The organism is Gemmatimonadota bacterium (assembly GCA_009838845.1).
Taxonomy (GTDB): Bacteria; Latescibacterota; UBA2968; order UBA2968; family UBA2968; genus VXRD01.
Window position 1 is genome coordinate 1 of sequence record VXRD01000026.1, and the last position, 26,260, is coordinate 26,260.

Annotated in this window: 22 protein-coding genes; 8 read left to right on the forward strand and 14 right to left on the reverse strand. The window is 51.5% G+C overall.

The window, feature by feature from the left end; all coding sequences use genetic code 11:
* Positions 1-158 precede the first annotated feature (158 nt).
* Both F4Y39_03935 and F4Y39_03940 read right to left on the reverse strand, forming a co-directional pair.
* Positions 159-938, reverse strand: a complete 780-nt coding sequence (locus tag F4Y39_03935; protein MYC12855.1) for an SDR family oxidoreductase — start codon at positions 936-938, stop codon at positions 159-161.
* Between the two features lie 11 nt (positions 939-949).
* Positions 950-2,257, reverse strand: coding sequence for a hypothetical protein (locus F4Y39_03940; protein MYC12856.1), 1,308 nt, complete (start codon positions 2,255-2,257; stop codon positions 950-952).
* Here F4Y39_03940 and F4Y39_03945 point away from each other — a divergent pair.
* Genes F4Y39_03945 through F4Y39_03955 form a run of 3 tightly spaced genes read left to right on the forward strand, consistent with a single transcriptional unit; the run spans position 2,152 to position 5,798 of the window.
* Complete coding sequence (locus F4Y39_03945) at positions 2,152-3,207, forward strand: NAD(P)-dependent oxidoreductase (GenBank protein ID MYC12857.1); 1,056 nt, start codon at positions 2,152-2,154, stop codon at positions 3,205-3,207. The genes F4Y39_03940 and F4Y39_03945 overlap by 106 nt on opposite strands.
* 16 nt (positions 3,208-3,223) lie before the next feature.
* Positions 3,224-4,162, forward strand: coding sequence for a zinc-binding dehydrogenase (locus F4Y39_03950; GenBank protein ID MYC12858.1), 939 nt, complete (start codon positions 3,224-3,226; stop codon positions 4,160-4,162).
* A gap of 16 nt (positions 4,163-4,178) precedes the next feature.
* Complete coding sequence (locus F4Y39_03955) at positions 4,179-5,798, forward strand: glycosyl hydrolase family 32 (GenBank protein ID MYC12859.1); 1,620 nt, start codon at positions 4,179-4,181, stop codon at positions 5,796-5,798.
* Here F4Y39_03955 and F4Y39_03960 read toward each other — a convergent pair whose 3' ends face one another.
* Genes F4Y39_03960 through F4Y39_03975 form a run of 4 tightly spaced genes read right to left on the reverse strand, consistent with a single transcriptional unit; the run spans position 5,799 to position 9,787 of the window.
* Positions 5,799-6,620, reverse strand: coding sequence for an NAD(P)-dependent oxidoreductase (locus F4Y39_03960; GenBank protein ID MYC12860.1), 822 nt, complete (start codon positions 6,618-6,620; stop codon positions 5,799-5,801).
* Positions 6,529-7,335, reverse strand: a complete 807-nt coding sequence (locus F4Y39_03965; GenBank protein MYC12861.1) for a phytanoyl-CoA dioxygenase family protein — start codon at positions 7,333-7,335, stop codon at positions 6,529-6,531. Before F4Y39_03965 ends, F4Y39_03960 begins: the two co-directional genes overlap by 92 nt.
* A 36-nt stretch (positions 7,336-7,371) precedes the next feature.
* Positions 7,372-7,572, reverse strand: a complete 201-nt coding sequence (locus F4Y39_03970; protein ID MYC12862.1) for a hypothetical protein — start codon at positions 7,570-7,572, stop codon at positions 7,372-7,374.
* Positions 7,565-9,787, reverse strand: coding sequence for a transglycosylase SLT domain-containing protein (locus F4Y39_03975; protein MYC12863.1), 2,223 nt, complete (start codon positions 9,785-9,787; stop codon positions 7,565-7,567). Before F4Y39_03975 ends, F4Y39_03970 begins: the two co-directional genes overlap by 8 nt.
* Before the next feature lie 68 nt (positions 9,788-9,855).
* Between F4Y39_03975 and F4Y39_03980 the strand changes: the two genes are divergently transcribed.
* Positions 9,856-11,229, forward strand: coding sequence for an NTP transferase domain-containing protein (locus F4Y39_03980; protein MYC12864.1), 1,374 nt, complete (start codon positions 9,856-9,858; stop codon positions 11,227-11,229).
* A 170-nt stretch (positions 11,230-11,399) separates the two neighbouring features.
* Here F4Y39_03980 and F4Y39_03985 read toward each other — a convergent pair whose 3' ends face one another.
* Positions 11,400-12,206 (reverse strand): Rpn family recombination-promoting nuclease/putative transposase, encoded by an 807-nt coding sequence (locus F4Y39_03985; protein ID MYC12865.1) that lies wholly within the window; start codon positions 12,204-12,206, stop codon positions 11,400-11,402.
* 269 nt (positions 12,207-12,475) lie between these two features.
* Here F4Y39_03985 and F4Y39_03990 point away from each other — a divergent pair, with 269 nt between their 5' ends.
* From F4Y39_03990 to glpK, 3 genes are read left to right on the forward strand one after another with little or no spacing between them, the layout of a single operon-like run.
* On the forward strand, positions 12,476-15,676 hold the full coding sequence (locus tag F4Y39_03990; protein ID MYC12866.1) for an AAA family ATPase: 3,201 nt from the start codon (positions 12,476-12,478) through the stop codon (positions 15,674-15,676).
* On the forward strand, positions 15,642-16,490 hold the full coding sequence (locus tag F4Y39_03995) for a UDP-2,3-diacylglucosamine diphosphatase (GenBank protein ID MYC12867.1): 849 nt from the start codon (positions 15,642-15,644) through the stop codon (positions 16,488-16,490). Before F4Y39_03990 ends, F4Y39_03995 begins: the two co-directional genes overlap by 35 nt.
* Positions 16,487-17,965 (forward strand): glycerol kinase GlpK, encoded by a 1,479-nt coding sequence (glpK, locus tag F4Y39_04000; GenBank protein ID MYC12868.1) that lies wholly within the window; start codon positions 16,487-16,489, stop codon positions 17,963-17,965. Before F4Y39_03995 ends, glpK begins: the two co-directional genes overlap by 4 nt.
* 12 nt (positions 17,966-17,977) lie before the next feature.
* Here glpK and F4Y39_04005 read toward each other — a convergent pair whose 3' ends face one another.
* From F4Y39_04005 to F4Y39_04035, 7 genes are all read right to left on the reverse strand, one after another.
* Positions 17,978-19,105, reverse strand: coding sequence for a hypothetical protein (locus F4Y39_04005; GenBank protein ID MYC12869.1), 1,128 nt, complete (start codon positions 19,103-19,105; stop codon positions 17,978-17,980).
* Positions 19,106-19,148: 43 nt separating this feature from the next.
* The gene (locus F4Y39_04010) at positions 19,149-19,367 is read right to left on the reverse strand and encodes a hypothetical protein (GenBank protein MYC12870.1); all 219 of its coding nucleotides are present in this window, start codon (positions 19,365-19,367) and stop codon (positions 19,149-19,151) included.
* 15 nt (positions 19,368-19,382) lie between these two features.
* On the reverse strand, positions 19,383-20,348 hold the full coding sequence (locus F4Y39_04015) for a phosphoribosylaminoimidazolesuccinocarboxamide synthase (protein ID MYC12871.1): 966 nt from the start codon (positions 20,346-20,348) through the stop codon (positions 19,383-19,385).
* 115 nt (positions 20,349-20,463) lie between these two features.
* A complete protein-coding gene (locus F4Y39_04020; GenBank protein ID MYC12872.1) occupies positions 20,464-20,868 on the reverse strand; it encodes a type II toxin-antitoxin system PemK/MazF family toxin in 405 nt (134 codons plus the stop codon).
* A complete protein-coding gene (locus F4Y39_04025; protein MYC12873.1) occupies positions 20,814-21,044 on the reverse strand; it encodes a hypothetical protein in 231 nt (76 codons plus the stop codon). The genes F4Y39_04020 and F4Y39_04025 overlap by 55 nt, the downstream gene beginning before the upstream one ends.
* Positions 21,045-21,122: 78 nt before the next feature.
* Positions 21,123-23,111, reverse strand: a complete 1,989-nt coding sequence (locus tag F4Y39_04030; protein ID MYC12874.1) for a hypothetical protein — start codon at positions 23,109-23,111, stop codon at positions 21,123-21,125.
* Positions 23,112-23,138: 27 nt separating this feature from the next.
* A complete protein-coding gene (locus tag F4Y39_04035) occupies positions 23,139-23,873 on the reverse strand; it encodes a phytanoyl-CoA dioxygenase family protein (protein MYC12875.1) in 735 nt (244 codons plus the stop codon).
* 204 nt (positions 23,874-24,077) lie between these two features.
* Here F4Y39_04035 and F4Y39_04040 point away from each other — a divergent pair, with 204 nt between their 5' ends.
* Entirely contained in the window at positions 24,078-26,234 is a 2,157-nt protein-coding gene (locus F4Y39_04040; protein ID MYC12876.1) for a PQQ-binding-like beta-propeller repeat protein, read from the forward strand.
* Positions 26,235-26,260: the final 26 nt, after the last annotated feature.

Below are 26,260 nucleotides of genomic sequence, written 5' to 3' on the forward strand. Positions count from 1 at the left end.
GCGTAACACAGACCCTCATAAAGGGCAAGAGAAATTTCTTGCGCGATAGCAACCTTCAAGTTTTTACACAGGCTTTAAATTTACCTATTAAACACGAAATCGGGCATATCGTATGACTTGATATGCCCGATTTATCATTGTACAACAGCTTATTGCATTCAAAAAGCCGTGGGTCTTCCCTGCGCGCCGTCAACGGGAATGGATGCGCCGTTGATCCAACTCGCGCGGTCTGATGAGAGAAATACGACGACATCGGCGACTTCAAAGTCCGTGCCGAGTCGCTGTGTGGGAAATTCGCGCGTGCGGAATATTTCGTATTCTTCTGGTGTTTCGTTTTGGAAGCGTTCCCAACCGCCGCCAGGGAAAAGGAGCGAGCCCGGGCAGACGGTGTTGACGCGAATGTTGTGTGCTGCCAATTCCCACGCGAGTGCGCCAGCGAGAAATATTTCAGCCGCTTTGGTTGCGCCGTATTGCGCGCCCCTGTTTGCGGGTTTCCAACCGGAGATAGAAGAGATGGTGACAATACTGCCGCCATTTCTTTTGGTCATGTGGGGAATAGCTGCGCGGCTGGCGCGAACCGCGTGAAAAAGGTTGAGGTCAAAGGTTTGTTGCCAGTCGGCGTCTGTGGAGGTGAGCAGTTCGCGCGATCCGGCTGTGCCGCCTACATTGTTGACGAGGATATCAACGCCGCTGAGAGCATCTGCGGATGCATTGACGAATCGCTCGGTTTCGCCGGGTTCGGCTACATCGAGCGCGAGTCCGAATGCCTCGACGTCGTGTGCGCGAATTTCTTCGAGTGTTTTGTCTATGCCCGCTTGCCCGCGCGCACACAAGGCGATGTTGCAACCTTCTGCGGCAAATCGCAATGCGGTTGCGCGACCAATGCCGCGACTGCCCCCGGTGATGAGGGCGACTTTATTGGTGAGATTGAGGTCCATGATTAATTCCTTCAATCCTGTTCAACCTTCGGTGGGTGGGCGAAGTCGTGATACCGCTCGCGGATATTGCCATCGGTGGCGTCGCCTTTGTGAAAATAATAGCGATAAATGCCGACGAGTGACTCGCCCTGCGAGAGTGTGTGATGCCCACGCCGGCTTTCATCGCCGTAAAAATACGAGTGTCCAAAAGGATTGGCTGTCATCAACCCGTAATTGCGTACGTGCCAGTGCGTGGGATGTCGAAAGCTGTTGGGATGATCCATGATGGCAACGCCCGTTATATTGCCATTTACTGGACCTGAATAATGGCACCACGGCGCGCGTTTTCCCCAGGTCTCATCTTCATCAATGCCGCCAATGCCGTTCTCGATTTTGCCGCCCAGGTCGCGTTTTACCTCCATTGTCTCTTCCACGCGAATAGACGCCAGACCGCCTTCTTTTGTGTCACCGAATAACACATCCATATTTCGGGCGATGAGCGTGAGGTGCAAATCCATGATTCGCACAGAAGAGGGTGTGTTGTACACAACCCACTCTGCACGCTGATCCAAAATCTCGCGATTTCTGCCCGGAGGCCCTGTCCAACCATCCATGCCCACCCAATCGCTATTTGATACAATGCGCCCCAGGACAGGTCCGCTTTCGAGCAATTCAAAGTCACGGTGCAAGATCCGTCCGTGAGATTCACCTTCTGACCAGTTGTCCGCACCGTTCACTTCTCCGTGTGCAATCCAGATTGATCGGTGGTGATGGTGATCCATTTCCCGTCCGTCTGCTGGCGTAGCCAACCGTCGCGTTACCGGATCGCCATAAGGCCCGATGACGGGATACAAAAGTGGTCGCGCGAGTTCTGTGCCATGACAATAGGTCGTAAAATGCTGGCCGCCAATCGAGACAGATACTTCATTTTCACCTTGTGTGACTTCTACACCGCGTCCGGAGTCTGCTGGTTCTTTTCCCAGTGTGAGTTCGTACTCGGCGGTTTTGCCCGCTTCGAGATGCTCGACAATGAAATTGACCTGCAAACCATCGCCCGCGGGTGTCACCTGACAGGGAACTGCGCCATTTCCCGCGCTCAAGGCCGCCGTTGTCACGCTTTCTGGCGTTTCGACCAACGCTGAAACCGGACAGTTGATCCGATTGTGAGGGCCTGCGTGAACAGTTAGTTTTACTGTTGCCATTGTTGTCCTCCGTAATAGTGATATAAGAATACATGTCGCGTATGAGGTTACGAAATCCATTGCCAAAGTCAAGCCTTTCGCACAAAGCCGTTGACATCCCCCATGGGGGCAATTATCATAGAGTCGAAAAACCGTCATTTTTAACCCTTCTGGAGATTAATATGTCCATTCTCGTCACTGGAGGCTCTGGCTTTGTCGGTTCATGGGTCGCCAAACTCCTCGCGGAAGAGGGCGAAGACGTCATCGCTTTTGATATGTTCGAACGGCGCGATGATTTTTTGTCACATGTGTCTGATCGCATCACCTTTGTTGAAGGCAATATTCTGGGGTTTGCACATATCAATGAAATTGTGCGCAATAATCCGGATCTCACGGGTATTGTTCACACGGCCGCGCTTTTGGGGGGAGATGTGCGCGATAATCCCCATTTTGCGACACAGGTCAATGTGGGGGGGACACACAATATTCTCGAAGTTGCGCGACAGGTGGGCGGGCTGAAAGTGGTATATGTATCCAGCGGCGCGGTTTATGGAAAGCAAGACGGACCGCTGACGGAAGGGACGCCCATGATTCCCAGCGATCCCTATGGCGCGACCAAGGCCATGTCGGAACATCTTTGCCACCAGTATTATGCGACTTATGGCGTCGATGTTCTGTGTGCTCGCCTCTTTTTTTTATATGGTCCTCCCAATGCCCCCGGTCCGGACGCGGGCTTTAATACGCGCATTTTTGCCGGGCTGAGTGGACAGGATGTAAGTCTGCCCAAAGGCCGCGAGCAAAAGGCCGATTGGACTTATATCGAAGATGCCGCGCGGGGTGTTTTGCTCATGCTCAGGGCGACAAATGTCGCCAGTCGATCTTTTAATATTGCCACGGGTACGTACAATCCCGTTGACGAAATTATCGAAGTCGTGCAGCGGCATTCGCCGGGCAATCCCCGGTATGAAGTTGGACCGGGCGTCAATCTCGAGCGCGGCGCGCCACTCGATATTACCCTTGCCAAAGACCAACTCGGTTACGAACCCAAATACGACCTCGAATCCGGCGTGCGGGCTTACCGCGCCTGGTTTGATCAACGGGGTGTGTAAATAACAGGAGAAGACAATGTCAAACAAAACGCTTCGTTACTTAGACGATGGCAGTATTGAACTGTTTGAAAGGGAAGTGCTCGATCCCGGAGAGAACGAAGTTCAAATTGAAGGCGGCGCGTGTGGGATATGTTCGTGGGATGTGGTTACGGCCAAACTCGGCAATCAGATGCATCCCATGGCACCGCCGGGACACGAAGGCGTTGGTTATATCGCCAAAATCGGTGCTGGTGTCACGGATTTCAAAGAGGGTGACCGGGTCGCTGGCGGTGGTTTTGCCAATATCCGCAACTTATCCGCTCAGCGCGTTTTCAAAATTCCGGAATCCGATTTGCCGGATGAATACTGGATTGTCGAACCCGTGTCCTGTGCTGTTACGGGTATTGACCATTGCCAGATTCAGCCCGGGAATCGCATTGTGGTCGTCGGCTGTGGATTTATGGGCTTGTTGATCCTGCAAGGGCTTCTGCGCTATCCCCTCGACGATTTGATCGTTCTGGATATTGTTCAAAGTCGTCTGGATCTCGCGCAACAACTCGGCGTTGGAGAGGTGTATAACACGGCTGAGGCTGATCTACAAGAACTATCGCGCGAACTCAAGAGCAGAGAGATTGACGTGGTTGTCGATACCTCAGGTAGCCAGGCCGGGTTGGATCTATCTACAGATATTGTGAAACGCGGCGGGCGCATCAATCTCTTTGGCTGGCTCAAAGGTCAGACCGCCTCTTTTGATCCCACAAAGTGGCATTTGGGGGGATTTACCGTTGTCAATTCCGCGCCGGCTTCAAAATTGCGAGATACTTTTGGCCCTGCGATTCGCCTTATTCACAAAGGTATTATTGATCTCAAACCGCTGGTGACACATACGGCAATGCTCGAAGATTATCCTGCTTTGATGGCGCAAATTTTGGCGGGTGATGAGAGCTATATCAAAGGGGTTGTGACGCTGAAATAGAATATGGGATGAGATTATGAATGCATTGCTGTACAATGGGATTGTGTTGCCAGAGACCTGGCCTCCTCGCGATGTGGATGAAGGCGGCACGGCACCTGTTCCCGTTCCCTATTTGGACGATCCGCCAGAGGTGATTTGCATCGATCTGGGCAGGCAGTTGTTTGTGGATGATTTTCTGATTGCATCTACTTCTCTAACGAGGGTTTTTGGCGAGGCAAAAATCCATGAGGCGAGTCCCGTTCTGAGTCCCGAGACGGATGAGGAAATGGACAATGGGTATTGTCCAATGGCTGCACCGTTTAATGACGGCGCGTGGTACGACCCCGAAGATGGGTTGTTTAAGCTGTGGTACATGCCGGGCTGGTTTCACAGTACGGCACTGGCAATAAGCCGGGATGGTATTCACTGGGAGCGCCCAGATCTCAATGTTGTGCGCGGTACGAATCTCGTATGGCCCAATCGGGATAGATACGATAGAGATGGGTGTCTGGTGTGGTTGGACCACGATGCGGAAAGACCCGAAGAACGCTTCAAGATGTTTCAGTATTATCGGTATGACACAAGGGGAAACGCGACTGTATCAGAAGGCTGGTTGCACACTTCGCCCGATGGGATTCACTGGTCTGATCCTGTTGTGACAACACCCGTGGGCGATAATACGTCATTTTTTTACAACCCATTTCGCAAAAAGTGGTGTATGAGCATTCGGCGGCAGAGTGCCAATTTACGCGCGCGATTTTATCGGGAGTGCGATGATTTTTTGCCTACGTGGGATCGGGATCGAGATGAGGTTCTCTGGCAGCGCATCGACAGTCTCGCTTTGCCCGATCCTGCACTGCCGGATCACCGGGTCGCGCTTTACGATGTGAATGCAACGCCTTATGAGAGTTTGATGCTGGGGATGTTCGCAATTTTTCGCGGGCCTGAAAATGATATTTGTGCGGAAAAGGGCGTGCCCAAAACAATGGACTTGGAACTGGGGTATAGTCGCGATGGGTTTCATTTTAGCCGCCCAAATCGCACGCCTTTTCTCGCCTCGTCGCGTCGTATTGGCGATTGGAATCGGGCGTATTTGCACGCGGTGGGCGGCGTTTGTATGGTGGTGGGGGATGAGGTGTGGATTTATTTCACAGGTTTCTCCGGCCAGTCGCCAAAGCTCGGCAAGACAGATGCGGGAGCGATCGGGCGAAGTCGGCGCGTGATGTATGCGGGCGCGAGTACGGGGTTGGCAACTATTCGGAGGGATGGTTTTGCATCTATGGATGCAGGGACGGAAGGCGGTGTGCTAACCACGCGCCCTGTGGTTTTTAAGGGGCATCGATTATTTGTGAATGCGGAGGTGCCGAAGGGTGAATTGCGGGTGGAAGTGCTTGAAGAAAATGGGCGGCCGGTCGAGAGTTTAAGTGCGGATCAGTGTGTACCCCTTTGTGTGGATCGCACCTGTTGCGAGGTTTTGTGGACTTCTGGCAAAAATCTGTCTTCGATTGTTGGGCGTCCTGTGGTGTTCAGGTTTTATTTGCGTTCGGGGCGATTATTTTCGTTTTGGGTTACAGATGATCCCAATGGGGCGAGTTCTGGATATATGGCGGCCGGTGGACCCGGTTGTATAAATGGCCGGGATTTGCCCGGAGGATGATCAGGTGGGCTTTGTCCAGTAGGATTCGAGTTTGTCCTGGGGCTCAAAGCCGAGTATTGTGCGCAGGCGTGTATTTGGGAAGCGGTTGTGCGGCAGGTCTGTGGTGATAAAGAAGACTTCAAAGCGCGATGGGAGCGTTTGAAGATCGACTTCTATGGCGGACTTAACGGCTTGTGCGGCATCTCTGGCCGATATGCTGAGGGTGCTGTCATCGGTGTTGTGCGGATCGGCGGTGGGATCTCGAAAGCGCGAGAAGATGAGCGAGAGGACGTGTAGCGGATGGTGTTCGCTGAAGAGTCGGCAGATTTCGAGGCCGAGGCCTTTGCTCATCGCATAGAGTTCCGTGCCGGGTTGTGGGGGGATTTTTTCAGAAATGGTATGGTCGTAATCGAGGTAGGAAGGGCCGACGAGTGAGAAGCGCGGTCCCGTGTTGATAAAGCGTTTCATGCCATACGCAACGGCGGCGCGGAGTGCGTTGTGCGTTCCCATTGTGTTCACGCCAAAAGCAATTTTGCGATGGGTGCGCTGAACAGAGCAGTTGATGATGACGTCCATGCCCTCTGCAGCGGACATGACTTGAGCAAAATCGGATACATCGACCTGCCGCGTGTCGTGCGGTGTATCGATGGGCATGAGGTCGGTGACGCGAAGCTGGTGGTGGTCTTCGAGGGCTTTGACGACATAAGGACCGAGAAAACCATTGCCACCGAGGATGAGGATGTTCATGGGATTATTGGGTGACGCGCGGGCGATTTGTGCGGTAAGGCGGCTCGAGCAGCGCGCGTTGTGTGGGTGTGAATTCATCGAGCGCGTTTTCAACATCCGGCGGCAAATACCGCGCTGAATAGGTCAGGGTGCCAGGCGAGTATTTGTAGAGAATGGATCTGCGTTGATGGTCGGCTGTCCAGGGGAGCGTGCCATGTGCGAGTGCTTCTGTGAAGATGATGGCCGATCCCGCTTTTGCCGAGACCTGTTGTACAACACCCATATTCCGGTCGAGAAGTGCGACATCGCGGGGTGTTTTGTAATTGGATTTGTGGCTGCCGGGAATGCAGGCAAATCCGCCCTCGCCGGGGTTGCAATCGGTGAGTACCCACGAGACGACGGTGAGGCCACAGCGCATGCGCCCGTTGTGAAATTGGTAGAAGTGCGTCAGGTCGTCAGCCGTGCCCCCGCCATGGATGACATGGCCCTCGGCTCCTTTTTCCATGATGATGCCATAGAGGTGGTCGAGGCGACAGTCTTCGCGTAGCAATTCCGCGAGGTAGGGCACGATATTTGGGTGGGCGAGTAAATCGCGGAAGGGTTGGCACCAGGGTTTGGGCCAGGTGAGCATGCCGCCCAAATCGGTGCGCCCGTGTTTGCCCTTGAGTGTTTTGGACTCGCCGGAGAGGGATTGCTCTGGCGGGCGAATGCGCATCCTGTCTGGGTTGTTGTCAATGGCTTTGTTACACGCGGTAATTTCGTCGGGTGTTAGAGCGTTTTCGACGACGAGGTAGCCGTTGAGGTCAAAGAAGAATTTTTCGTGTTCGTCCATGTTCGTGAGTCCTATTTGGTTTGGTGAGAAGGTCCCTTAATCGTCATCACCCTCATCCCGTCTCATCCGATAGCGACCAATCCGCCGTATCAAAATCCACACCAGTCCAATGAGTGCGATATACTGCACCATATCCCAGATCCAACCCTGCCAGCCCAGGATACCCGGCCAGAGTGCTCCAATGCACAGGATGATAAATGCGTCTTCCAGAATTAGCCACAGTGGTCGCTCATTCATTTTTGTATCCCAATGATATTTCTACCTCTGACTGCGCATCGTTGAGGTAAGAATAAACGCGATAATTGCGATATACGAGTTTCACATAATTGCGAGTTTCTTTATAGGGAATGCGCTCTATAAATTCATCGACGTCGTGCCTTGTCAGGGCTTTTGCCCATCGCTTTGCAGCATCCAGACCCGCATTATAAGCCGATAGTGCCAAACTGAGTTGCCTGTGTTTATCTTTTCGAAATGCCCTCATGTGGTCGGAGAGATGTTTTCCGCCCAATAAAATTGACGTTTGGGGATCGTAGAGGTCTTCGATTGAAAAATTTTTGAGCTTGACAAGTCGGGCCATGTCCCGTCCCGTTTGCGGCATTACTTGCATCAGTCCACGTGCGCCAGCGCGAGATACAGCGGTTGTATTAAACGCGCTTTCCTGTCGCATGATGGCGATCATGAGATTGGGATCCAGATTCATTTTTCGCGCTATCTGGTTGATCTCGCCCCAATAATACGTTGGATACAATCGACGGAATGAGGCCCGCGTCATGGATATCCCCTGTGCGCGTTCTAACATTACGATCTGTGCGGAAATTTGAAGTGCCTTGTGCATGGCGCGAACGCGCTCATAGCGCGGCTTCAAATCATCCAGCGCGAATAAATTGCGCCCGAGAATTTGCCGCGCGCGGTCGTATTCTCGCTCGGCATCTCGATACAACCCGATAGACGCCAATAGATCTCCTTTTGGGATATGCACCGAAGGCGTATAGGATTGACCAATCGATAGGTGTTCGCCCGGTTGGGGCGCTTCGATATAGGCATGTTCTGTTTTGCCCAGGACCGCATGTGCGCGTGTTGAGTAATAAGAGGTGGGAAACCCTTCTGAGGCGCGTTCAATCCAGAATCGCGCTTCTGATTTTTGTCCCAATTTTTGATAACTTTTGCCCGCCCAGTAATACCCCTGATCACGTAGATGACTCGCAGTGGTCTGGCGCGATAGACGTAAAAAGGCTTTGGAAGCAGCCGTGTATTGCCGCGTTTGATAAAGCGCGAAGCCCGCACGCCACGCAGCCTGGTCGGCATAAGTGCTTTTGGGGTAGGCCTTTGCCAGTGCTATAAATAGTTTGCGAGCATCGCTGTGCCGTCCCCGTCGCTCGTAGGCCATGGCCGCTTGCCAGAGTGCTTCGGGTGCGGTCTTTGCATTGGGATAGCGGCGCACAAATTCTCGAAATCGCGTTGTTCCCGTTAAATCGTGCCCGCGCTTGATGGCACATCGACCCAGGTAAAACAGTGCTTCGGAGATGTGATATACTTTGAAGGCGCGGTCAAATGTGTTTTCGGCTTTGAGATATTTTCGACTGCGATAATATACATGGCCCAGTTCGTATTGCGCTTTCCCGCGCCATGTGGCATCTTGAGATTCATCGATCACGCGACGCAATAAAGCGATAGCCTGTTGATATTTTCCGGCGTGCATACAGGCCACACCCGCGTAAAACAGTTCTTCAGCATCGCGCATATCACTGAGCGCGGGGAGCATTTTGTAAGCGGATGGATGTTTGGGATAATTTTTGATCAATTTCAAGCGCGTCTCGCGCGCAGCAACAGAATCGCCCAGAGCCGTCCAGGCCTCAACCATTCCGGCAAGTGCATCGCCTTCGCGCGGATGCTTGCCAACAAGTGTTTGATAATATGCGATAGCACCTTCTGCATTGCCCTGTGCAAGCGCGGTCCGCGCGGCATTGAGTGTCGCCTGACCGCCGAGTAAACTCACTGGTTTCATGTGCAGAGTTTTTGCATAGTGATTTTCAGCGTCTTTGGCTTGTCCCAAAGCCTCGGCGCATTGTCCCATCCAAAAAGCCACGTAATCGGCAATTTCTGGGCGCGTGGTGCCTGAAGACTGAAGAATTGTCAATGCGTCTGAGTATTTGCCCAGGTGCATCAGACAAATCGCGCGTTGTAACGCGGCGGTGTGCGTATCCCAGGTATCGCGCTGGGTAGTATCCATATTGTCGAGTGCAGATAATGCTTCGGAAAAGTTTTGCTGTGCAATTAGTTCTGCAACTCGGAAAATGGGATCGCGTTGTTCTCCTATTCCCAAATAGTCCACGATTACAAATACGGCGATAAAGGGGAAGGCGAATAACGCGATACGACTCACTAATTCGTTTTTGAAAAATGGCATTGTGAAAGCCTTTGCGATGAGGTCCTGAAAAAAATTGTAGTCCATAACGCACGCAATGTCAAGATACAAAAGACAGGGGCTGGGGGCACTTCACACTTCATTCCGGAGTTTTTATGAAAGCACTTATTCTTGCGGCAGGAAAAGGCGAGCGATTTTTTCCATTTAATGTCTTTCGTCCCAAGCCGATGTTTCCAATATGCAATCGTCCGCTTTTGGAGTGGACGGTTTCGCGTCTGGTCGATGCGGGTATTTCAGATATTGGCATTGTGGTGGGGCATAGAGGCGGTCGGGCGCGCAATTATTTTGGCAGTGGGCAGCGATTTGGCTGTAAAATTACTTATATTGAGCAACCGCAGCCAAAAGGCACGGCGCAGGCGGTGGGGCTGGCGTCTGATTTTATTGGTGCTGATGATGTTCTGATTATTTTCGGAGATGTTTTCTTTGGTGCGGATGCAGTCCCACACCTGTTAGATGCGTTTAGAGATAGAAACTGTTCTGGTGTCGCTGGCATTGTCCAGGTTGAAGATCTCACATCTCATATACGCGCACATGTCGAAAAGGACCAGAGCTTGTCTTCTTACACCTATAAACCCCGTGGTGGATCGGGACAGGCACTGTCAGGTCTCTATGTTTTTAAAAATGAAATTTTGTCCGATCTGGGCAATACCTCCGATTTTGTGCCGCGAACCCAATTTGGTATCTTTCCGCCTGAGGGTCAGGAAATTTGCGATGTTATCCCATTGCTCTACGGCGAGGGACGCGCGCTTATCGCGGTTGATTTGCCCGGACCGTGGTTCGATATGGACCTGCCATGGCATCCGAAAAATGTCTCGCTTATGGCACTTTCCGAAATGGCTGATGGACTTACAGAAGCGGTTGTTGCGCCAACGGCTACGGTCGATCCCGACGCCCGCATTCGCGGTCCCATCTTTGTCGATGAAAATACCACGATTGCCCGAGATGCTTATATTGAAGGACCGGTCTGGATCGGGAAAGATACGGAGATATTGGAAGGCTCTCACATCGCATCCCGTACTGTGATCGGCGATCGCTGCAAAATAGGTCCTTTTGCCAAAGTATCGGGTACAGTAGATACCAACTGCCACATTACCTATTTGGGCGAGTTTGGCGGTATTATGCTGGAAGAGGGGCGCGTGACCCATCAGATTCAGCTTTCGGGCATTTTTGGCGAGCGCGCAGAAATAGGCGCGGGTACACAGGTGGGCACGCTGCGCTTTGACGATGCGGAGATCGAGGTCGAGGTTCAGGGGATTCGTCGAAAAGCACCCGGTTTTACCGGGGTGTTGTTTGGGGATTACTCGCGCACGGGTATCGGTGCGATGATTATGCCCGGTCGCATTGTAGGACCATGTGCGATGGTGGGTGCGGGCGTGGTGCTGATGAAAAATGTTCCGCCGTACAAGGCCGTGCTCGTCAAGCAGGAACTCGATGTCGTTGACTGGTCGCCCGCTATTTATGAGCGATGAGCGATTTTAGATCGACTGATCGCCCGATGTTCACCAAACAAATATCCCCTGTCTGATTATTTTGGACAGGGGTATTTGTTTGCTTGCCCGCCTATCTGCTGACAGACAGCAGGCGGGCGGGATAGCGCGATCACAGATTGACCATTTCAATTTATCTTATTGGCTCGCCTCTATTTTTTGCCATTTTCCTCTTTCAATACAGAACGGATGGCTTCCATGTCAATATCTGGATACGTCTTTTGAATGGCTGCAAATATTTCTCTATGACCTTCTTCTCGGCCTTCTTCTCTGGCTTGTTTCATGATGTATTGTGCAAAAGATGATTCGCGCATAATCGCATCCATAAGACCCTCCTGGGATAAAATACGACTAATCGTGGCTGGCGCATACGCTAACCCACTCAATATCGTCAACCCACCCCAAATGTCAACCTTTATTGAGTCTTCCAACGGCAAAGCTCTCGCAGCATCAATACACGACTTTAACCACTCTTCAGAATCCATTTCATCAGGACGTTTCATCAATGGCGCAAATGGAAGCAAGCCTGCATGTCCTTCATTGAGAATGTGCTGTCCTTCAATCTCGATCAGTCTGATCACACTGTATTGGAAGATAAGATGGTGACCAGGCAGGTTTTGGATATAGTGTCCCGGATCGTTCTTTCCCGCATTGGGACGCAAGTAGATCACGCTGGAATAGATCGGCAAGTGATGCGTCTCAATGGCTCTGACGGTATAGCCAGCCATTCGGATGGGCATTGTCGGATCGGTAGTGGTTTGAAATTCGTGATGTACCAATGCCTCTTCGCCTGCAATCTGAACTTTGATGAGGCTGTCCATGTGGTGTGTTTGTGTTGTTGGTTGTTCTGTGTCGAGGATGTCGAGAAATTGGACGTCGTCTCGTTGGAGAGAGAGTTGGATGAAGTCTTGAGGGTAGGTTTGGATGAAGTGTTTTGAGATGGTGTCGTATTGGGGCATGTGCTTGCCTTTGGTCTGTGTGTTTCTGAGGCGGGCGAAAGATGTTTCGCCGCCACTACATGTAACCCTCAGGCCTTATGCAAACCTTATGCCAATGACTTGGAATTGGGCGATGAATGGCAGGATAAGACGCGCTAATCTCCTTATTTTTCTCCAGTTATTGATCACTCAAATTTAAGAATTATCTGTTGAAGTGGATCAGCCGCAGTGCAAATGTGAGGCAAAAAAGTGTACATTTTGAGCGATGAGTGAGTAGAGAAGTGAAAGATATGTGTTCGAATGTAGGGCGAAAAATGCCAGCCTTTATTGATTCATATTGTGCTGATATAGCGCAATGGCCTGTTGTTTTTTCCTATGACTATCGGGTTTATTTTTATAGGTTTATCATTATATTGCCTACCTTCATGTACCTTTATGCCGTGAACTGGTCTGGACTGCGACCAGTTGTACACCGCGCGTGGATAATTATCGCCATGCCAGAACTCGATCCCATTACATTAAACGCACGCCAGCGCGAAGCCGTTATTGCGCCAATAGGTCCCGTTCTCGTGCTGGCGGGGCCAGGCACGGGGAAGACGCGGGTGCTGACTGAACGCATTGCGTATCTGGTCTCGCGGCGCGGCGTCCATCCGGAAAATATCCTGGCGCTCACATTTACAAATAAGGCGGCGGCAGAACTGCAAATCCGCTTGTCGCGCACGTTGAGCAAAGAAACTGCGGAGGTTATTACCGCAGGTACATTTCACAGGTTTTGTATCTCAATTCTGCGGGAGCATCGAGAAACGGTTGGGTTGCCACCGCATTTTGGCATTGCCGATGAAGACCTTCAGCGCACGCTGATCTATCGCGCATTTCCTCGCCTGAGTCCCAATGAAAGCAATTTGAATAATGTGATGCAAAATGTGAATCGCCTGAAGTGGCAGCGGCGATACAAGGCGCATGTTCCGATGAAAAAAGGGGATGCGGCATTGCTCGATCAGTACGAAGCCGAACTGAAGAAAAATCGATTGATCGATTTTGACGATCTCATATTTCTCGCGCATGATTTGCTGCATTCGCATCGCCAGATTCTGGCGGATTATCGCGCGCAATTTCAACACATCCTCGTCGATGAGTTTCAAGATACCGATCCCGTGCAATACGCCCTCGTTTATTTGTTGGGCGCGGCTCACCGGAGTGTTTTTGTGGTTGCAGATGACGAGCAGTCCATTTACGGGTGGCGACATGCCAGGCCAGAACATATCGAACAATTTCGGGATGATTTTCTCAAAGGTCGTTCGCCCATTTTTTTGGAGGAAAACTACCGATCATCCGCAGAAATTTTGCGGCTGGCGCGCGTGTTTATCGCCAATAATGACGTGTTGTTTGAACGCAGCATCCATACCCAGAGATCGGGACGCCGCGTGCGGGGGATGGCTTTTGATACGTTTGAGGAAGAAGGCCAGTTTATTGCGGGCGATATCTGGGATCGCATCCGGGAAACGCCCGATCTGGTTCACCGGGATATTGCGGTGCTTTATCCCCAACACGCAATAGGCAGCGAGCTCGAGCGCATTTTTATGCGCGCCAATGTTCCCTGCCTGATGGCTCATCGCAGGGGCTTGTTCGACCAGCCCGTGATCCGTCGTGCCCTGTCCGTGTTGCGCTATGCTCTCGATGGCGCGAATGACGCGAGTCTCGAGTTGTTTTTGCGGCGCGAACTCGAAGCGGTGGATCCCAAATTATACCCGGCGGTGCGGGGATTTCAGAAACAAAAAAATATTGGGAGTTTCAAACAGGCGGCTTTTCTGTATCCGCGAACGGTTTCGGAAGAAGAGGGCGTGGATGTGGAACGCGCGCTGGGTCTGGCAGGTGTGGTACACAATGCCGTGCAAAGAGGCGCGGTCGCATCTTTGCCCCATCTGGTGGATGATATTCTGGACCAATTGAATACATCGGAGTTGCCATCTCTCAAAAATCATCTCGATGACATTGTAGATCCACTCGAACTTTCGGTTCTCAATATCGCTCTGAATCGCGTGTTGCCACTCTGGCGCAGGGGCGGCACCTTGTATGTGGCGTGTCGAGACGAGGTGCTGCGGCATATGCTCACAACTCTGATCCGGGATGCACTGGCGCGGCCGGGTCTCATCATACGAGAGGCTGTGCCCGGCAGCCGATTGGATGTTTTATCCGATACTCTAATTTTATCCTTTGACGAAGATCCGCCGAAAACCCCCGAACACTTTTTACATTTGGGAGGCATGGCGTGTGGTGCAATGCTCGCTGCTCTCAAATTGTGTCAGGCGATCCGCTGCGCAGATTTGCCAGCGTATATGCCGGAATACACTGCATTTGCGTTGGAAACGGCGGATGACGATCCCGAGCAAGCACAGATCACAGCTCTGGGTGCTGTGCGCGTGCGAGATGGGCGTGCTGTCGATACATTTTATTCGCCCGTACGCCTGCGAGAGGACAAAGGCACGGCTCCTACATTTCAGGAAATTTATCTCGCGTTTCAGGCGTTTGTCGGTATCGATATTCTGGTCGCACACAATGGCTATGCGTTCGATTTTCAGGTTTTGCACCGCGAAGCCCGCCGCAATGGCAGGTCTCGCATGCCCAATCCGACGGTTGATATATTGCCTATGGCGCGAAGCTATGGCGCGACTGCTACACGCGATTTGCGCCCTCTTTGCGAGCGGTATGATATTGCGTCAGATCCAAACGATCCGCCGGCACGCGCGCGTGCATTGGCCTTGTATCGCGTGTTTGAAGCTATGAAGAAAGAGCGCGCCTCTCGCTACCGGCGTATGACGCATGAACGCCTTTTGGATCACGTTGCTCTGGGCTTGCTTTTTCGCACGCGCGATGGGGTAAGGGATACGGAATTTTCCCGCGAAGAACACGTGCATTTCAATCTGGGGGCGCAGCGTCTTTTGGGGCCGGCCAATTTGTGCATTCGCAATCTCGTGCAGCACTACCCTCGATTGGATGCCGACCGGCTGCGGGGACAGACGCGGATGTTGCTCGGCGAAGATCCCCGTCCCGATGTGCTCGCGTTGCACGCTCCCGATCAGATTCAGCGCTTTCGAGACCTTTGCGAACGCCACGGTGCTGCTGCGCCATCTCTTCAGGAGGGCATTCGCAATTTGCTCGATTTTGCCGATCTCTACAAAGTTGAATTGGATACCCAAGACCGCGATGCTGTGCATTTGCTGACGTTGCACGCGGCAAAGGGGCTTGAGTTTCGAGAGGTCTATATTTGCGGTCTCGAAGATCGCATTTTGCCCAATGCCCGCGCCCTGAACAGCGCGGATTTAGCCGAACAACGCAGGTTGTTGTACGTGGGGATCACCCGCGCAATGGATCGCCTCACGCTTTCCTGTGTGCAGCATCGTCCGGGCCGAAATATGGCGCCTTCTCGATTCTGGGATGAACTCGGATTAGAACGCGATGATCGCGGTGTGGATGCCGCTCCAACGGCGTAAAATCTCTTTCTCTACTCTGCCGATGAAAAAAGACAAAGTTTATTTTATTTCTGACGCGCATATAGGCGGGGGCAAATATATTCGTCCACCGCGCGTTCGGGAAGATGCGTTGATCGATTTTCTACGCGCTATTCGCAAAGATGCCAAATGTTTGTATATTGTGGGGGATTTGTTCGATTTTTGGTTTGAATATCGTTCTGTCGTTCCCGCACACGGAGCGCGTGTGATCTTTGAGCTCTACCATCTCGTTCAAAGTGGAACGCGCGTCATTTATCTGCCGGGCAATCACGATAGCTGGCTGGGGGGCTATTTATCAGAGCAGGTGGGGGCGGAGCTTCCCGGGCCTTTTTGCGACATCTCACACCAGAATTGCCGTCTGTATGTGACACACGGCGATATTTTTCAGCAAAATTGGAAATTTGAATTGCGGCGGCGCATTTTGAAGCATCCACTGTGTATCGCCTTGTTTCGGTGGTTACATCCAGATATCGGCGCTTATCTGGCGCGTATTGTGTCGCGGTCTTCGGATCTCGATATCAGAGAAGGAACGCGAAAGAAAAAGAAAACATATTTGCCTTTGTATTTTATTAAAAGCGCGGCAGAGAAATTTGCCGAGGGATTTGATTTTGTGATTTGTGGACATTATCACGCGCTGAGTGTTGAGCCGATGGACGGCGGGACACTTGTTGTGTTGGGCGATTGGCTGAGATACGATGCTTATGCTGTGCTCGAAAATGGCGAGATTGCATTAAAGCACTGGCATACAGCACCGGAAAAGCCGCTGCTGACCGATGATACAGGAGATCTCAAATGATTTTGAGTATTGATCAGGGCACAACGGGGACAACTGCGTTGGTGTTGGATTCTCAGGGGGAAATTTTGGGGCGAGGATATTCGGAGTTTCGACAAATTTTTCCACGTCCCGGGTGGGTATCGCACGACGCAACAGAAATATGGGATACGACACTGAAAGTTATTGGCATCGCAATCTCAGAGGCGGGGATAGACGCCTCAGACGTAAAAGGTATTGGCATTGCCAATCAACGCGAGACGACCGTCTTATGGGATTGGAGAACAGGTGAACCCGTACACGACGCGATTGTCTGGCAGTGCCGACGCACGGCGGATTTGTGTGCCCAATATCGCGCAGATGGTCTCGAAGACATGGTGCGTGAAAAGACGGGATTGGTTATTGACGCTTATTTTTCGGCGAGTAAGATTGTGTGGTTACTCGACCGCGTCTATGGTCTGCGTGCGCGTGCGGAGCGGGGCGAGGTGTGTTTTGGCACTGTGGATAGTTTTTTGTTGTACAAACTCACAGGAGGGGCTGTTCATGCGACTGATTATACCAATGCATCGCGCACAATGATTTACAATATTCACGGGAGAGCATGGGATAGCAGATTATTGGAAATTTTTGACATTCCCGTGGGCATACTCCCCAAAGTGCGATCATCGGCTGGTGACTTTGGGACTACTGTGGATTTGGACATCTTGCCTGCGGGCATTCCAATAGGGGGGATTGCGGGCGATCAGCAAGCCGCGCTTTTTGGGCAACGCGGTGTTTTCAAAGGTGATATAAAAAATACGTATGGCACGGGGTGTTTTACACTTTTTCAAACGGGTGATCGGGCTATACAATCCGCGCATGGTCTGTTGACGACGCTTGCGTGTGGGCCTTCTGGGCGCGTATCCCACGCGCTTGAAGGTTCGGTGTTCAGCGCGGGGGCGACGGTTCAATGGCTGCGCGATGGCCTGGGGATTATTGATACTGCCGCTGAGACGGAGGCCTGGTCCCAGGCGATTGACGATACAGGGGGTGTGTATTTTGTTCCCGCATTTACCGGCCTGGGCGCGCCGCACTGGGATGCGGAGGCACGGGGGACGATTGTAGGGATTACGCGGGGCACAGGGCGCGCTCATCTCGCGCGCGCCGCACTGGAGTCCATTGCCTATCAGTCCGCCGATCTCGTCCACGCGATGGCTGCCGATGCCGGTCAGCCTGTGGCGAGTTTGCTCGTGGATGGAGGGGCTGTGGTGAATGATTTTTTGATGCAGTTTCAAGCGGATATTCTGGATGTGCCGGTGATTCGTCCAAAGCATGTGGAGACGACTGCATTGGGGGCGGGGATGCTGGCGGGATTGGCGACGGGGGTGTGGGATGATGCTGACGCGCTTGCCGATATTAACCCACCGCAACGCACCTTTGAGCCTGCGATGTCGCAGGATCGCCGCGAGGCATTGCTGGCGGGCTGGCACAAAGCAGTAGAGAGAACCTTGTTGACGTAATCTACAGACTTCTCACTGTATTTGTTCCAAATAGGCAAGATGGGTTTGGGCGGCTTTGTTTTGAGGATCAATGGCGAGCATATCGCGGTAGTGCTGACAAGCTACCGCGATATCGTTTTTTTGTTCAGCAATGATGGCCAATCCGTGTAGAATGCGGGTATTTTCCGGGTGCTGTTCTCGGATGTGTAACAGCAGCATTTCAATATCATCAATATAGTCGGGATAATGTAGCTGTTCATTATTTTCACGAGACAATGCCACGAGACTTAGCAACGGATTCACACTGCCAGCAACGCCACTGCCTCGACGCGGTTTGAGATCAATTTTATCCCCAATTTCGGGAAGGCCGAGAACGATGGCTTCGATCAGGGATTCAACCGCTTCATCTAACCGATCCAGTTCTATTAAAATATTGCCTCGGTTATAATGCACAGCGAGATTATCGGGCACCAGTTCAGATAAGATGTCGTAAATCCTCAGTTCCTGTTCAGAATTTTTTGTCTCGGCCAAATATTCAGCCCGATCGTAGAGTTGCTCAATTTTGGTATGATTTCTATCCGCGACCTCTTGCGCTTGCTTCTCAAATTCTGGATGCACCAGCAAGACGAGTTGTCCCTTTTGGTCTTGTGAAAACAGGGGCGTTTTGACTGTATGCAAAATATCGCCCAATTCCGAAATAATTTTGTTCAAAAACGCAGGGGATCGCGATTGAAAAATGGGTTTCCAGGTATTGAGATCATGCGAGACATCAACCGTCCACAATTCGAGAGATAAAAAACGTCTGAGCGTTGACTTCAACTGTTCTGTGGTTTCAAAAAAAAACGATGTTAGGTAACCTTCTTCTACATAGTGGTGAACGAGCCATTGACGGAATTCGCGCTGGATAACCCAGGCGTCCTCCAGGCAATTGGCGAGCGTGAGTATCGACCAGAGCGGAATATCCGAATGTACTTTTGCAAGCGCCTGATCAATAGTACACGACTCGCCTTCCTCATCATTCTGAGCCAGATGGACATCGTCGATAAAGTTTTCTATGGACAATGCGCGTTTTTCTCGTTCGCTTTCTGCGATAACGAGAAAATTCCCCTGGAAATTTTCCCGGTCAATTGTCAGTGTGCGCACAAGTTCTCGATCGCTCATCACAGCACACTGTTGTATAACCCGATCACTCATGTTCGTAAACTCAACGGTGATATTCGCGCAAAGACAAACGCTTTCGCGGTCGTTGGATCTCAATGGGTTTTTCAGAGACACTGACGTCATTGCGCATCTTGCGACCGAGCTTGCGAATCAGATAAACACCCCACCAGATTAGCGCCCCGATCACAGCCAGCACCATCCCAATGCTGCGACCGCTGGCACTTTCAAGACTCTTGAGCAAACTGTTAATCAGGTCTTCCACTGTTGATCGCTTCTTTTAAAAATACGGCTCGATATTTTTTTCAATGCGCTCGAGTATGGGCGTATCATCCACTTCGGTTTCAAATGGTTCGCCTGTTACGCGCTCGAACAGGTCTATGTATCGCGCGGAGACTTGTGTGCGAATTTCGTCATCTAATTCGGGAATATTATCGTCGGATATCCCCTTATCCACGAGCCAGAGGCGCAGGAATTCTTTGTCCAGACTCTCGGGTTCTTCGCCGCGCGCATGGAGGTCTTCATAAGAATCCAGGATCCAGTAGCGCGAGGAGTCGGGCGTGTGGATCTCATCGGCAACGGTTAGATTGCCATCTGGGTCCAGTCCCATTTCGTATTTTGTATCCACCAGAATCAATCCGCGCTGTGCGGCTAATTCTGTGCCGCGCGCGAATAATTCCAGAGCTACTTTCTCGACTTCTGCCCACCTGTCTGCATCGACCAAGCCGCGTTCGACAATTTCCTGTGGCGAGATTGATTCGTCGTGATCTTCTGCTTTTGTGGTCGGCGTAATAATCGCTTCGTCAAATTTTTGATTTTTTATCATGCCATCGGGCAAGTCAACGCCGCAGAATTTCCGTACACCGTTATTGTAATTCGTCCACACCGAGGTGTCCGTACTGCCGGTCAGGTACCGTCGCACGACGATTTCGACGGGTAACATATCGAGTTCGCGCGCAACCGTCACATTGGGGTCCGGTACGTCCAGCACCTGATTGGGCACGATATCTGCGGTCTGATCAAACCAGTATTTTGCCGTTTTGTTCAAGACCTGTCCCTTCAGGGGGATCGCACCGAGTACGTGATCAAACGCGCTTTGACGGTCTGTGGTGATGAGAATGCGCTTGTCTTCGAGCAGATAGATGTCCCGCACTTTCCCTTTCTGGTATTGATTTGACCAGCGGTCAAATTTTGCTTCCAGCAAACAGTTATTCAGTTGTGAACGGATTTGTTCTTGAGAGATCATGGATATACACTCCTTTAAAAAAATAAATGCAACCACCGATTAACACAGATGGACACGGATAATACGCATGAATAGTTAGTGGGGGAGGGAATTGGTTTCATCTTCCAGCCAATCGTTAGAGTGCCAGCACCGCACGGAGTAGTCTATCTACTTCGACTTGCAATTGCGGACCAAGACTTCCGAGACGACGGATGATGACTGATCGTTCTACTGTAGCTAATTTGTGCATCCGGATGACGGACGTAACGCGCAAGCCTGTCAAGCTAAATTCCGGGTGGTTAGACTCAACGGTATAGTCGGTGGGAGCAAGCGTACCGCGTACGACGCTGGAAATTGCCACGAGCACCAAATCGTCTCCGAGTTGTCCTTGGGACACGACCACTGCGGGACGAAGGGTAGTACCGGTCAAATCGGTAAATGGAAACCGCGCCAGGACCACATTACCGCGAGAGAGCTTTGGGTGCGTCACACGGGTTCCCCATCCTTGGAGGAGTAAATGTTTTCTCCTTCTTCCTGCCAGAAGTCAAATGCGCCACTTTCTTCTGCGAGGCGCATAATATCCTCTGTTGTCACATCATCTTCCTGCCTTTGCACGGTAATCTCTTCATAGCGCTGTGCCAGTTTTACCAGCAGTTCGAGTTCGCTTTGCGGAACCAGCACCTTCTCACCTATACATTGTATGTGAATCGTTGCCATTTTGGCTCCTCAAGCGTAGAGATTAACGGATGTTTTGCCTTCTATCTGTGTCCATCTGCGTCCATCTGCGGATGCTCTTTAAGCCGCGCGGAAATGCACGGCGTGGCCCCTTTCGGGGAACCAGATTACATCCAGCATCAATGACAGGGCTACGCCCAGGACATAGCCGACGAGTAAACCGATGAAAAAGGGCCGCGATTTGTGATAGACAGAGGGACCGCCTACTTTGAGCATCACCAGCTTGATCAGCCAGGCGATAAATAATGTGAAACTGCTGGCGCGAATCAACGGGGTTCCCGAAAGCGCGAGACCCACCGGGTGCAGGGGCCACCACACAAATCGATGGCGCATAAAAATGAGACCGATCATCGCCAGACCGCCTATGCCGAAAAAGACCAGATTTTCGGGGTTATCCACGTAAAAGGGCGGATTATCGGCATTCTTGACCGCGTTGGCGGAATTCCTAAAATAGTTGCGCGCACTTCTGGGAATCTCGGCGACATTAAAATTAAAAGCGCCTTCATTATAGCCCAGGTTCAAAGTGAGAAAAATGCTCGTTACAAAACTCACTGCAAAAGCCATATAAAGCGCGGCTATTAACTTGCGGCGGTTATCGGTGATGCCCTCGGACAACTTGCCTACCTGTGCGGTAGCTGGCAAAAATAAGCCCTTGGCATTCCCCGTAATTAAATTGGCGAATCGAAACGCCACATGCGTGGTGGGTGGAATCCCGACATTGCCGAAAAAGGGCGCCACATAATTCCACGCAATTCCCGGTATCTGCGTGTAGGGCATGCCCGTATCTGATAAAATTTTCGCCATTCCAATATATCCACACACACACGCCATCAGCAGCAGGGCGCTGATGATGGGATCCATGTTCATCTGCATCATCCAGATAAACAAAAACGCGAGGCCCGCCACCACGCCGACCACAGCGGCGCGATAGGACAATAGCTCATCGCGGTCATCCACGCTGTCGTCTTTGCCAAGGGCTTTCATTATCACATCCCGTAAATGCAGCCGCGCTACCCAGAACATCGAAATCACCAGCACGACGAACGCGCCGCGCGTCTGCCATTGGTACACGCCGCGATAGGCAACGGGAACCATGGATTTATATCCCAATTTATTGAGCCAGCCACCCTCGACAATGAAGAGGAGATCGAATACCCATAAGCTGAGCAGCACATCGAGGCTGGCAAAATAGGAGAAGAAGATGGAAAACAAGCCCACCGATGCCCGTATGCGCGGAAACTGTGGATCAATGATATGCCATCTGCCTCCGTGGATGGGAAAGCGCGGGAAATTTGGCAAAAAGTAATTGATACAATTCCAGGCGATCATGCCAAATGCCAGGGCGAATCCAACCCAGAACAGGCGATTGTACATAAAGCCCGGCAATGTGCGTTTGTCACCTCCCGGTTCGGACATCATATTGATCAGGGGGGCCATGGCCGGATATGCCAGGCGTTCGTTTTGCACCCACTGTTTTCTAAAAATGACGCCTATACAGGTCAGTACCACAAACGCAGCCGTAAAAGCCATGAACCACCAGAATAGCGGTAGTACCCATATATCCCAGGGAATGGCCGCGCCTTCGGGGCGACCTTCAAAAAACCACGCTATTCCATTGCCATCATTGGTGGGGATTAAAAAGTCGGGCAGATGTGGGTGCAGCAATTCGGCCCAGTTGTTGTCTTCGGTCGCATAGAAATACGGCGCAGAAATATATCCGATCAAAAATCCCGTACTGCCCCAGATCGGCATGGTTGCACCCACGAGGCCCATCGACAAAATGGTGTGCCATTCCCCGGATTGAAGTGAGAATCGCGCAAGCCTGCCCATCACTGCGAGCGCAATCAGCATGGTAATAAACACGATGAGCATGGCCATTGGAATGTGCGATAGCACCATGCGCGAGCCGTGATAATGAAATCGTACATATACCGCAATCACATCCAGCAGCACGACCAGGAGCAGTCCCAAGCCGATGGCCCGCGGCGTAATGCCCCCTCGAGGAGATTGTTCGGCCTCGCGGCCAATATTTGGTACTTGTGTTGCCATTCTCAGTTTCCCTCAAAAAATACGTACCTACAGTGCGCGTCCGCGCAAAACCTCGCGGCACTGTCCTTCGCTATTGCCCGTCACATTGTAGGCAAAGGTATTCATACGGCGGTCTCGATGCGATGTATTCGGTCCCGATCCGTGAATGGTCAAGGCACTGAAAAACACGCCATCGCCCGGTTCCATCGCCACGGGTACCGCGTCTTCTCGCTCGCGATAGTGCCCCGGCAAAAATACGCCAAAACTCGTTTGTGCGCGTTCGTGTTCTTGCAGACCCCATTTGTGGCTGCCGGGGATGAACTGAATACAGCCATTTTCGTCATCTGTCCCGTCAATGGCGAGTTGACAATTTACCATCAGAGGCCGATTGTCTTCGCGTTTCCAATACGCGTAATCCTGATGCCAGGGTATTGCCGTGCCATCGCGCGCGGCTTTCATCAATAGCTTGCTGTGATACAGTGAGATATTTGGTCCAATCAGGGATTCTATAATATTCAACATATCATCACAGCGCAATGCGCGATTTAACCCTGTGCTGATCACTTCGCTGTGCATCAATTGTCGGATGCGCCTGGGCAGGTATTCATCCTCAAATTCTTCCCATGAGATCCCGACTCCTTCGTGTGCGTTTTCTGCCATTCGCTCGTGCAAGCCAGCAATTTCGCGTTCGATGTGGGAAATTTCTCCAGATGGAATCAATCCCTTTTTCAACACATATCCATTCTGGTCGTAGAATTTTTGTTCTGCATCCGTTAGCCCCATGGGACACTCCTTTGTAATTTCACAGCATCTAATTTACAAATTATGACACGCTCTTGCAAAATCATTTATATTGTATAGCGTGCAAATTAGAAATAGGGAACAGAAAGAGAATGATTAACGTCATAAATTGATGCGTTATGATTATTTTAAAGAAAAAATCGACCTTTTTTCACCGCCCTTTGGGCATTAAAATAAGGAAAGCCGATGAAAATACGTATTCTTTTTGCTTTGTTGTTCTGTATCTCTCTTTTGGGAAGTATTTCCGAGGCGTCTGATTGGACGCACTGGCGCGGTCCCATGCAAAATGGTGCTTCGCCGGAGACGGGGCTTATTTCTACATGGTCTCTGGAGGGCGAAAATCTGATCTGGCGCCGTGATTTTATCGGCAGATCTACACCGATTATTGTAAATGGTCGGGTCTATGTTATCGGGCGAACCGGCAAAGACATAACCGAGCAGGAGCACATCGCGTGTTTTGATGCGGAAACAGGTGATCTCATTTGGGAAAAGAAATTCAATGTCTGGCACTCAACCATAACCTTCAATCGTCTGGGATGGGCAAGCCTGGGGGCCGATGGCGAGACCGGTAATATTTACGCCCATCTCGTCAGTGGATTATTGATCTGTTTTGATACCGATGGCTATGTCCAGTGGCAGCGGTCTCTAACCGAAGAATTTAACCGATTCTCCGGTTATGGCGGACGATTGCACACGCCCGTTGTCGATGGCGATCTGGTTATCATCAGCATGGGCAATCGCGGATGGGCTGGTGTACCTCCTTCTCATCGGTATGTTGCCTTTAATAAACATACGGGTGAAACCGCGTGGATGGCTCGTCCAGGCGGCGGTGGGCAGGTTGATTTAACCGTTTACTCTACGCCTGTTGTCACGACAATTGACGGGCAGCGCGTGTTGGTTGCCGGCAATGGCAATGGCGGTATTTTTGCCTTCAAAGTCGCAACGGGCGAAAAAGTATGGGGTTTTTCATTCAGTAAGCGCGGCATCAATACCTCGCCTGTTGTGGCTGATAATCGCGTTTATGTCGCACATAGTGAAGAAAATGTCGATAATACCTCTCTTGGTCGCGTTGCGTGTTTGGATGCGCGTACGGGCAAAGAAATCTGGCGACAAGACGGTATGACCGCGGGCTATGCTTCGCCAGCGGTTCACGCGGGACGCGTCTATGTGATCGACAATTCGGCCAATGTGCATTGTTTAGACGCTAAAACGGGAAAGCAATATTGGGAGCAAAATATCGGCACTGTGGGCAAGGGATCGCCGACCTGGGCCGATGGAAAACTCTATGTTACTGAAGTCAATGGCGGCTTCCAGATTCTCAAAACGAATAATATGAACGCTGAAGTGCTCGACAAAAAGAAAATTGCAATGCCCGAAGGTGGGCATGCCGAGATCTACGGATCAGCCGCTGTTGCGTATCGCCGCATCTATTTTGCGACCGAAGCCGGGTTGTTTTGTCTGGGCGATAAAAACGCGCGATTTGAAGTCACGCCTTCTCCCCATACAAAGCACGAAAGCGCGCCTTCGAGTGCTGAACCAGCATCTATTCTTTCTATTCCGGCTGAGGCGACCATACAACAAGGCGAGGTACTGCCTCTGCGGGCAGAGGCTTATGACGAGAAGGGCCGCTTGATCGGCAATGCCGACGTCGAGTGGTCGTTGAATGGCCTGGATGGAGAAATAAAGAATAATCAGTTTGTACCATCCCGACCGGGACAGGGCGGGTGGATCACGGCCAAACTGGGGGAATTAACCCGACAAACCTGGGTGCGCGTGGTGCCCGATGTGCCCTGGACAGAGGATTTTGAAAATGTCGAAGTCGGCACAAATCCATTGCACTGGGTGTGGGGGGGCAGGGGTTTTGTGGTGGAGGAAAAAGATGGCAACATGGTGCTGGCAAAACCGCCAGCTGCACGCGGCTTAGACCGGTCAAATCTCTACGTGGCGCCATACAACTTCAGTGGCTATACGATTCAGGCCGATCTTATGGGTACGCAGAACAAGCGCCGACGTCCCGATATGGGGCTTGTAGCGCATCGCTATATCCTCGACCTTCAGGGCATTCACCAACGCCTTGAAGTGCGATCGTGGTCGTCGGATTTGCGCATGGCAAAACGCATTGATTTCCACTGGGACATGGGGGTGTGGTACACCATGAAAATGAGAGTTGATATCGAAGGCGGTAAAGCTATCGTTCGGGGCAAAGTCTGGAAAAAAGGCGATCCCGAACCCGATGCGTGGAGTATTGAAGTAGAGGATCCCCTGCCGATAGAAGAGGGCAGTCCCGCGCTTTACGGCTATTCACCCGCCACGATTTACTACGATAATGTGAAACTTTGGTAATCTTCATAAACCCTTACAGATAAAGG

Excerpts from the sequence above, each read along its gene's own strand:
- F4Y39_03935 (MYC12855.1), bottom strand. The coding sequence starts at position 938 with ATGGACCTCAATCTCACCAATAAAGTCGCCCTCATCACCGGGGGCAGT.
- F4Y39_03945 (MYC12857.1), top strand. The coding sequence starts at position 2,152 with ATGTCGCGTATGAGGTTACGAAATCCATTGCCAAAGTCAAGCCTTTCG.
- F4Y39_03940 (MYC12856.1), bottom strand. The coding sequence starts at position 2,257 with ATGACGGTTTTTCGACTCTATGATAATTGCCCCCATGGGGGATGTCAA.
- F4Y39_03950 (MYC12858.1), top strand. The coding sequence starts at position 3,224 with ATGTCAAACAAAACGCTTCGTTACTTAGACGATGGCAGTATTGAACTG.
- F4Y39_03955 (MYC12859.1), top strand. The coding sequence starts at position 4,179 with ATGAATGCATTGCTGTACAATGGGATTGTGTTGCCAGAGACCTGGCCT.
- F4Y39_03960 (MYC12860.1), bottom strand. The coding sequence starts at position 6,620 with ATGTTGAAAACGCGCTCGATGAATTCACACCCACACAACGCGCGCTGC.
- F4Y39_03965 (MYC12861.1), bottom strand. The coding sequence starts at position 7,335 with ATGGACGAACACGAAAAATTCTTCTTTGACCTCAACGGCTACCTCGTC.
- F4Y39_03970 (MYC12862.1), bottom strand. The coding sequence starts at position 7,572 with ATGAATGAGCGACCACTGTGGCTAATTCTGGAAGACGCATTTATCATC.
- F4Y39_03975 (MYC12863.1), bottom strand. The coding sequence starts at position 9,787 with ATGGACTACAATTTTTTTCAGGACCTCATCGCAAAGGCTTTCACAATG.
- F4Y39_03980 (MYC12864.1), top strand. The coding sequence starts at position 9,856 with ATGAAAGCACTTATTCTTGCGGCAGGAAAAGGCGAGCGATTTTTTCCA.
- F4Y39_03985 (MYC12865.1), bottom strand. The coding sequence starts at position 12,206 with ATGCCCCAATACGACACCATCTCAAAACACTTCATCCAAACCTACCCT.
- F4Y39_03990 (MYC12866.1), top strand. The coding sequence starts at position 12,476 with ATGTGTTCGAATGTAGGGCGAAAAATGCCAGCCTTTATTGATTCATAT.
- F4Y39_03995 (MYC12867.1), top strand. The coding sequence starts at position 15,642 with ATGATCGCGGTGTGGATGCCGCTCCAACGGCGTAAAATCTCTTTCTCT.
- glpK (MYC12868.1), top strand. The coding sequence starts at position 16,487 with ATGATTTTGAGTATTGATCAGGGCACAACGGGGACAACTGCGTTGGTG.
- F4Y39_04005 (MYC12869.1), bottom strand. The coding sequence starts at position 19,105 with ATGAGCGATCGAGAACTTGTGCGCACACTGACAATTGACCGGGAAAAT.
- F4Y39_04015 (MYC12871.1), bottom strand. The coding sequence starts at position 20,348 with ATGATCTCTCAAGAACAAATCCGTTCACAACTGAATAACTGTTTGCTG.
- F4Y39_04025 (MYC12873.1), bottom strand. The coding sequence starts at position 21,044 with ATGGCAACGATTCACATACAATGTATAGGTGAGAAGGTGCTGGTTCCG.
- F4Y39_04030 (MYC12874.1), bottom strand. The coding sequence starts at position 23,111 with ATGGCAACACAAGTACCAAATATTGGCCGCGAGGCCGAACAATCTCCT.
- F4Y39_04035 (MYC12875.1), bottom strand. The coding sequence starts at position 23,873 with ATGGGGCTAACGGATGCAGAACAAAAATTCTACGACCAGAATGGATAT.
- F4Y39_04040 (MYC12876.1), top strand. The coding sequence starts at position 24,078 with ATGAAAATACGTATTCTTTTTGCTTTGTTGTTCTGTATCTCTCTTTTG.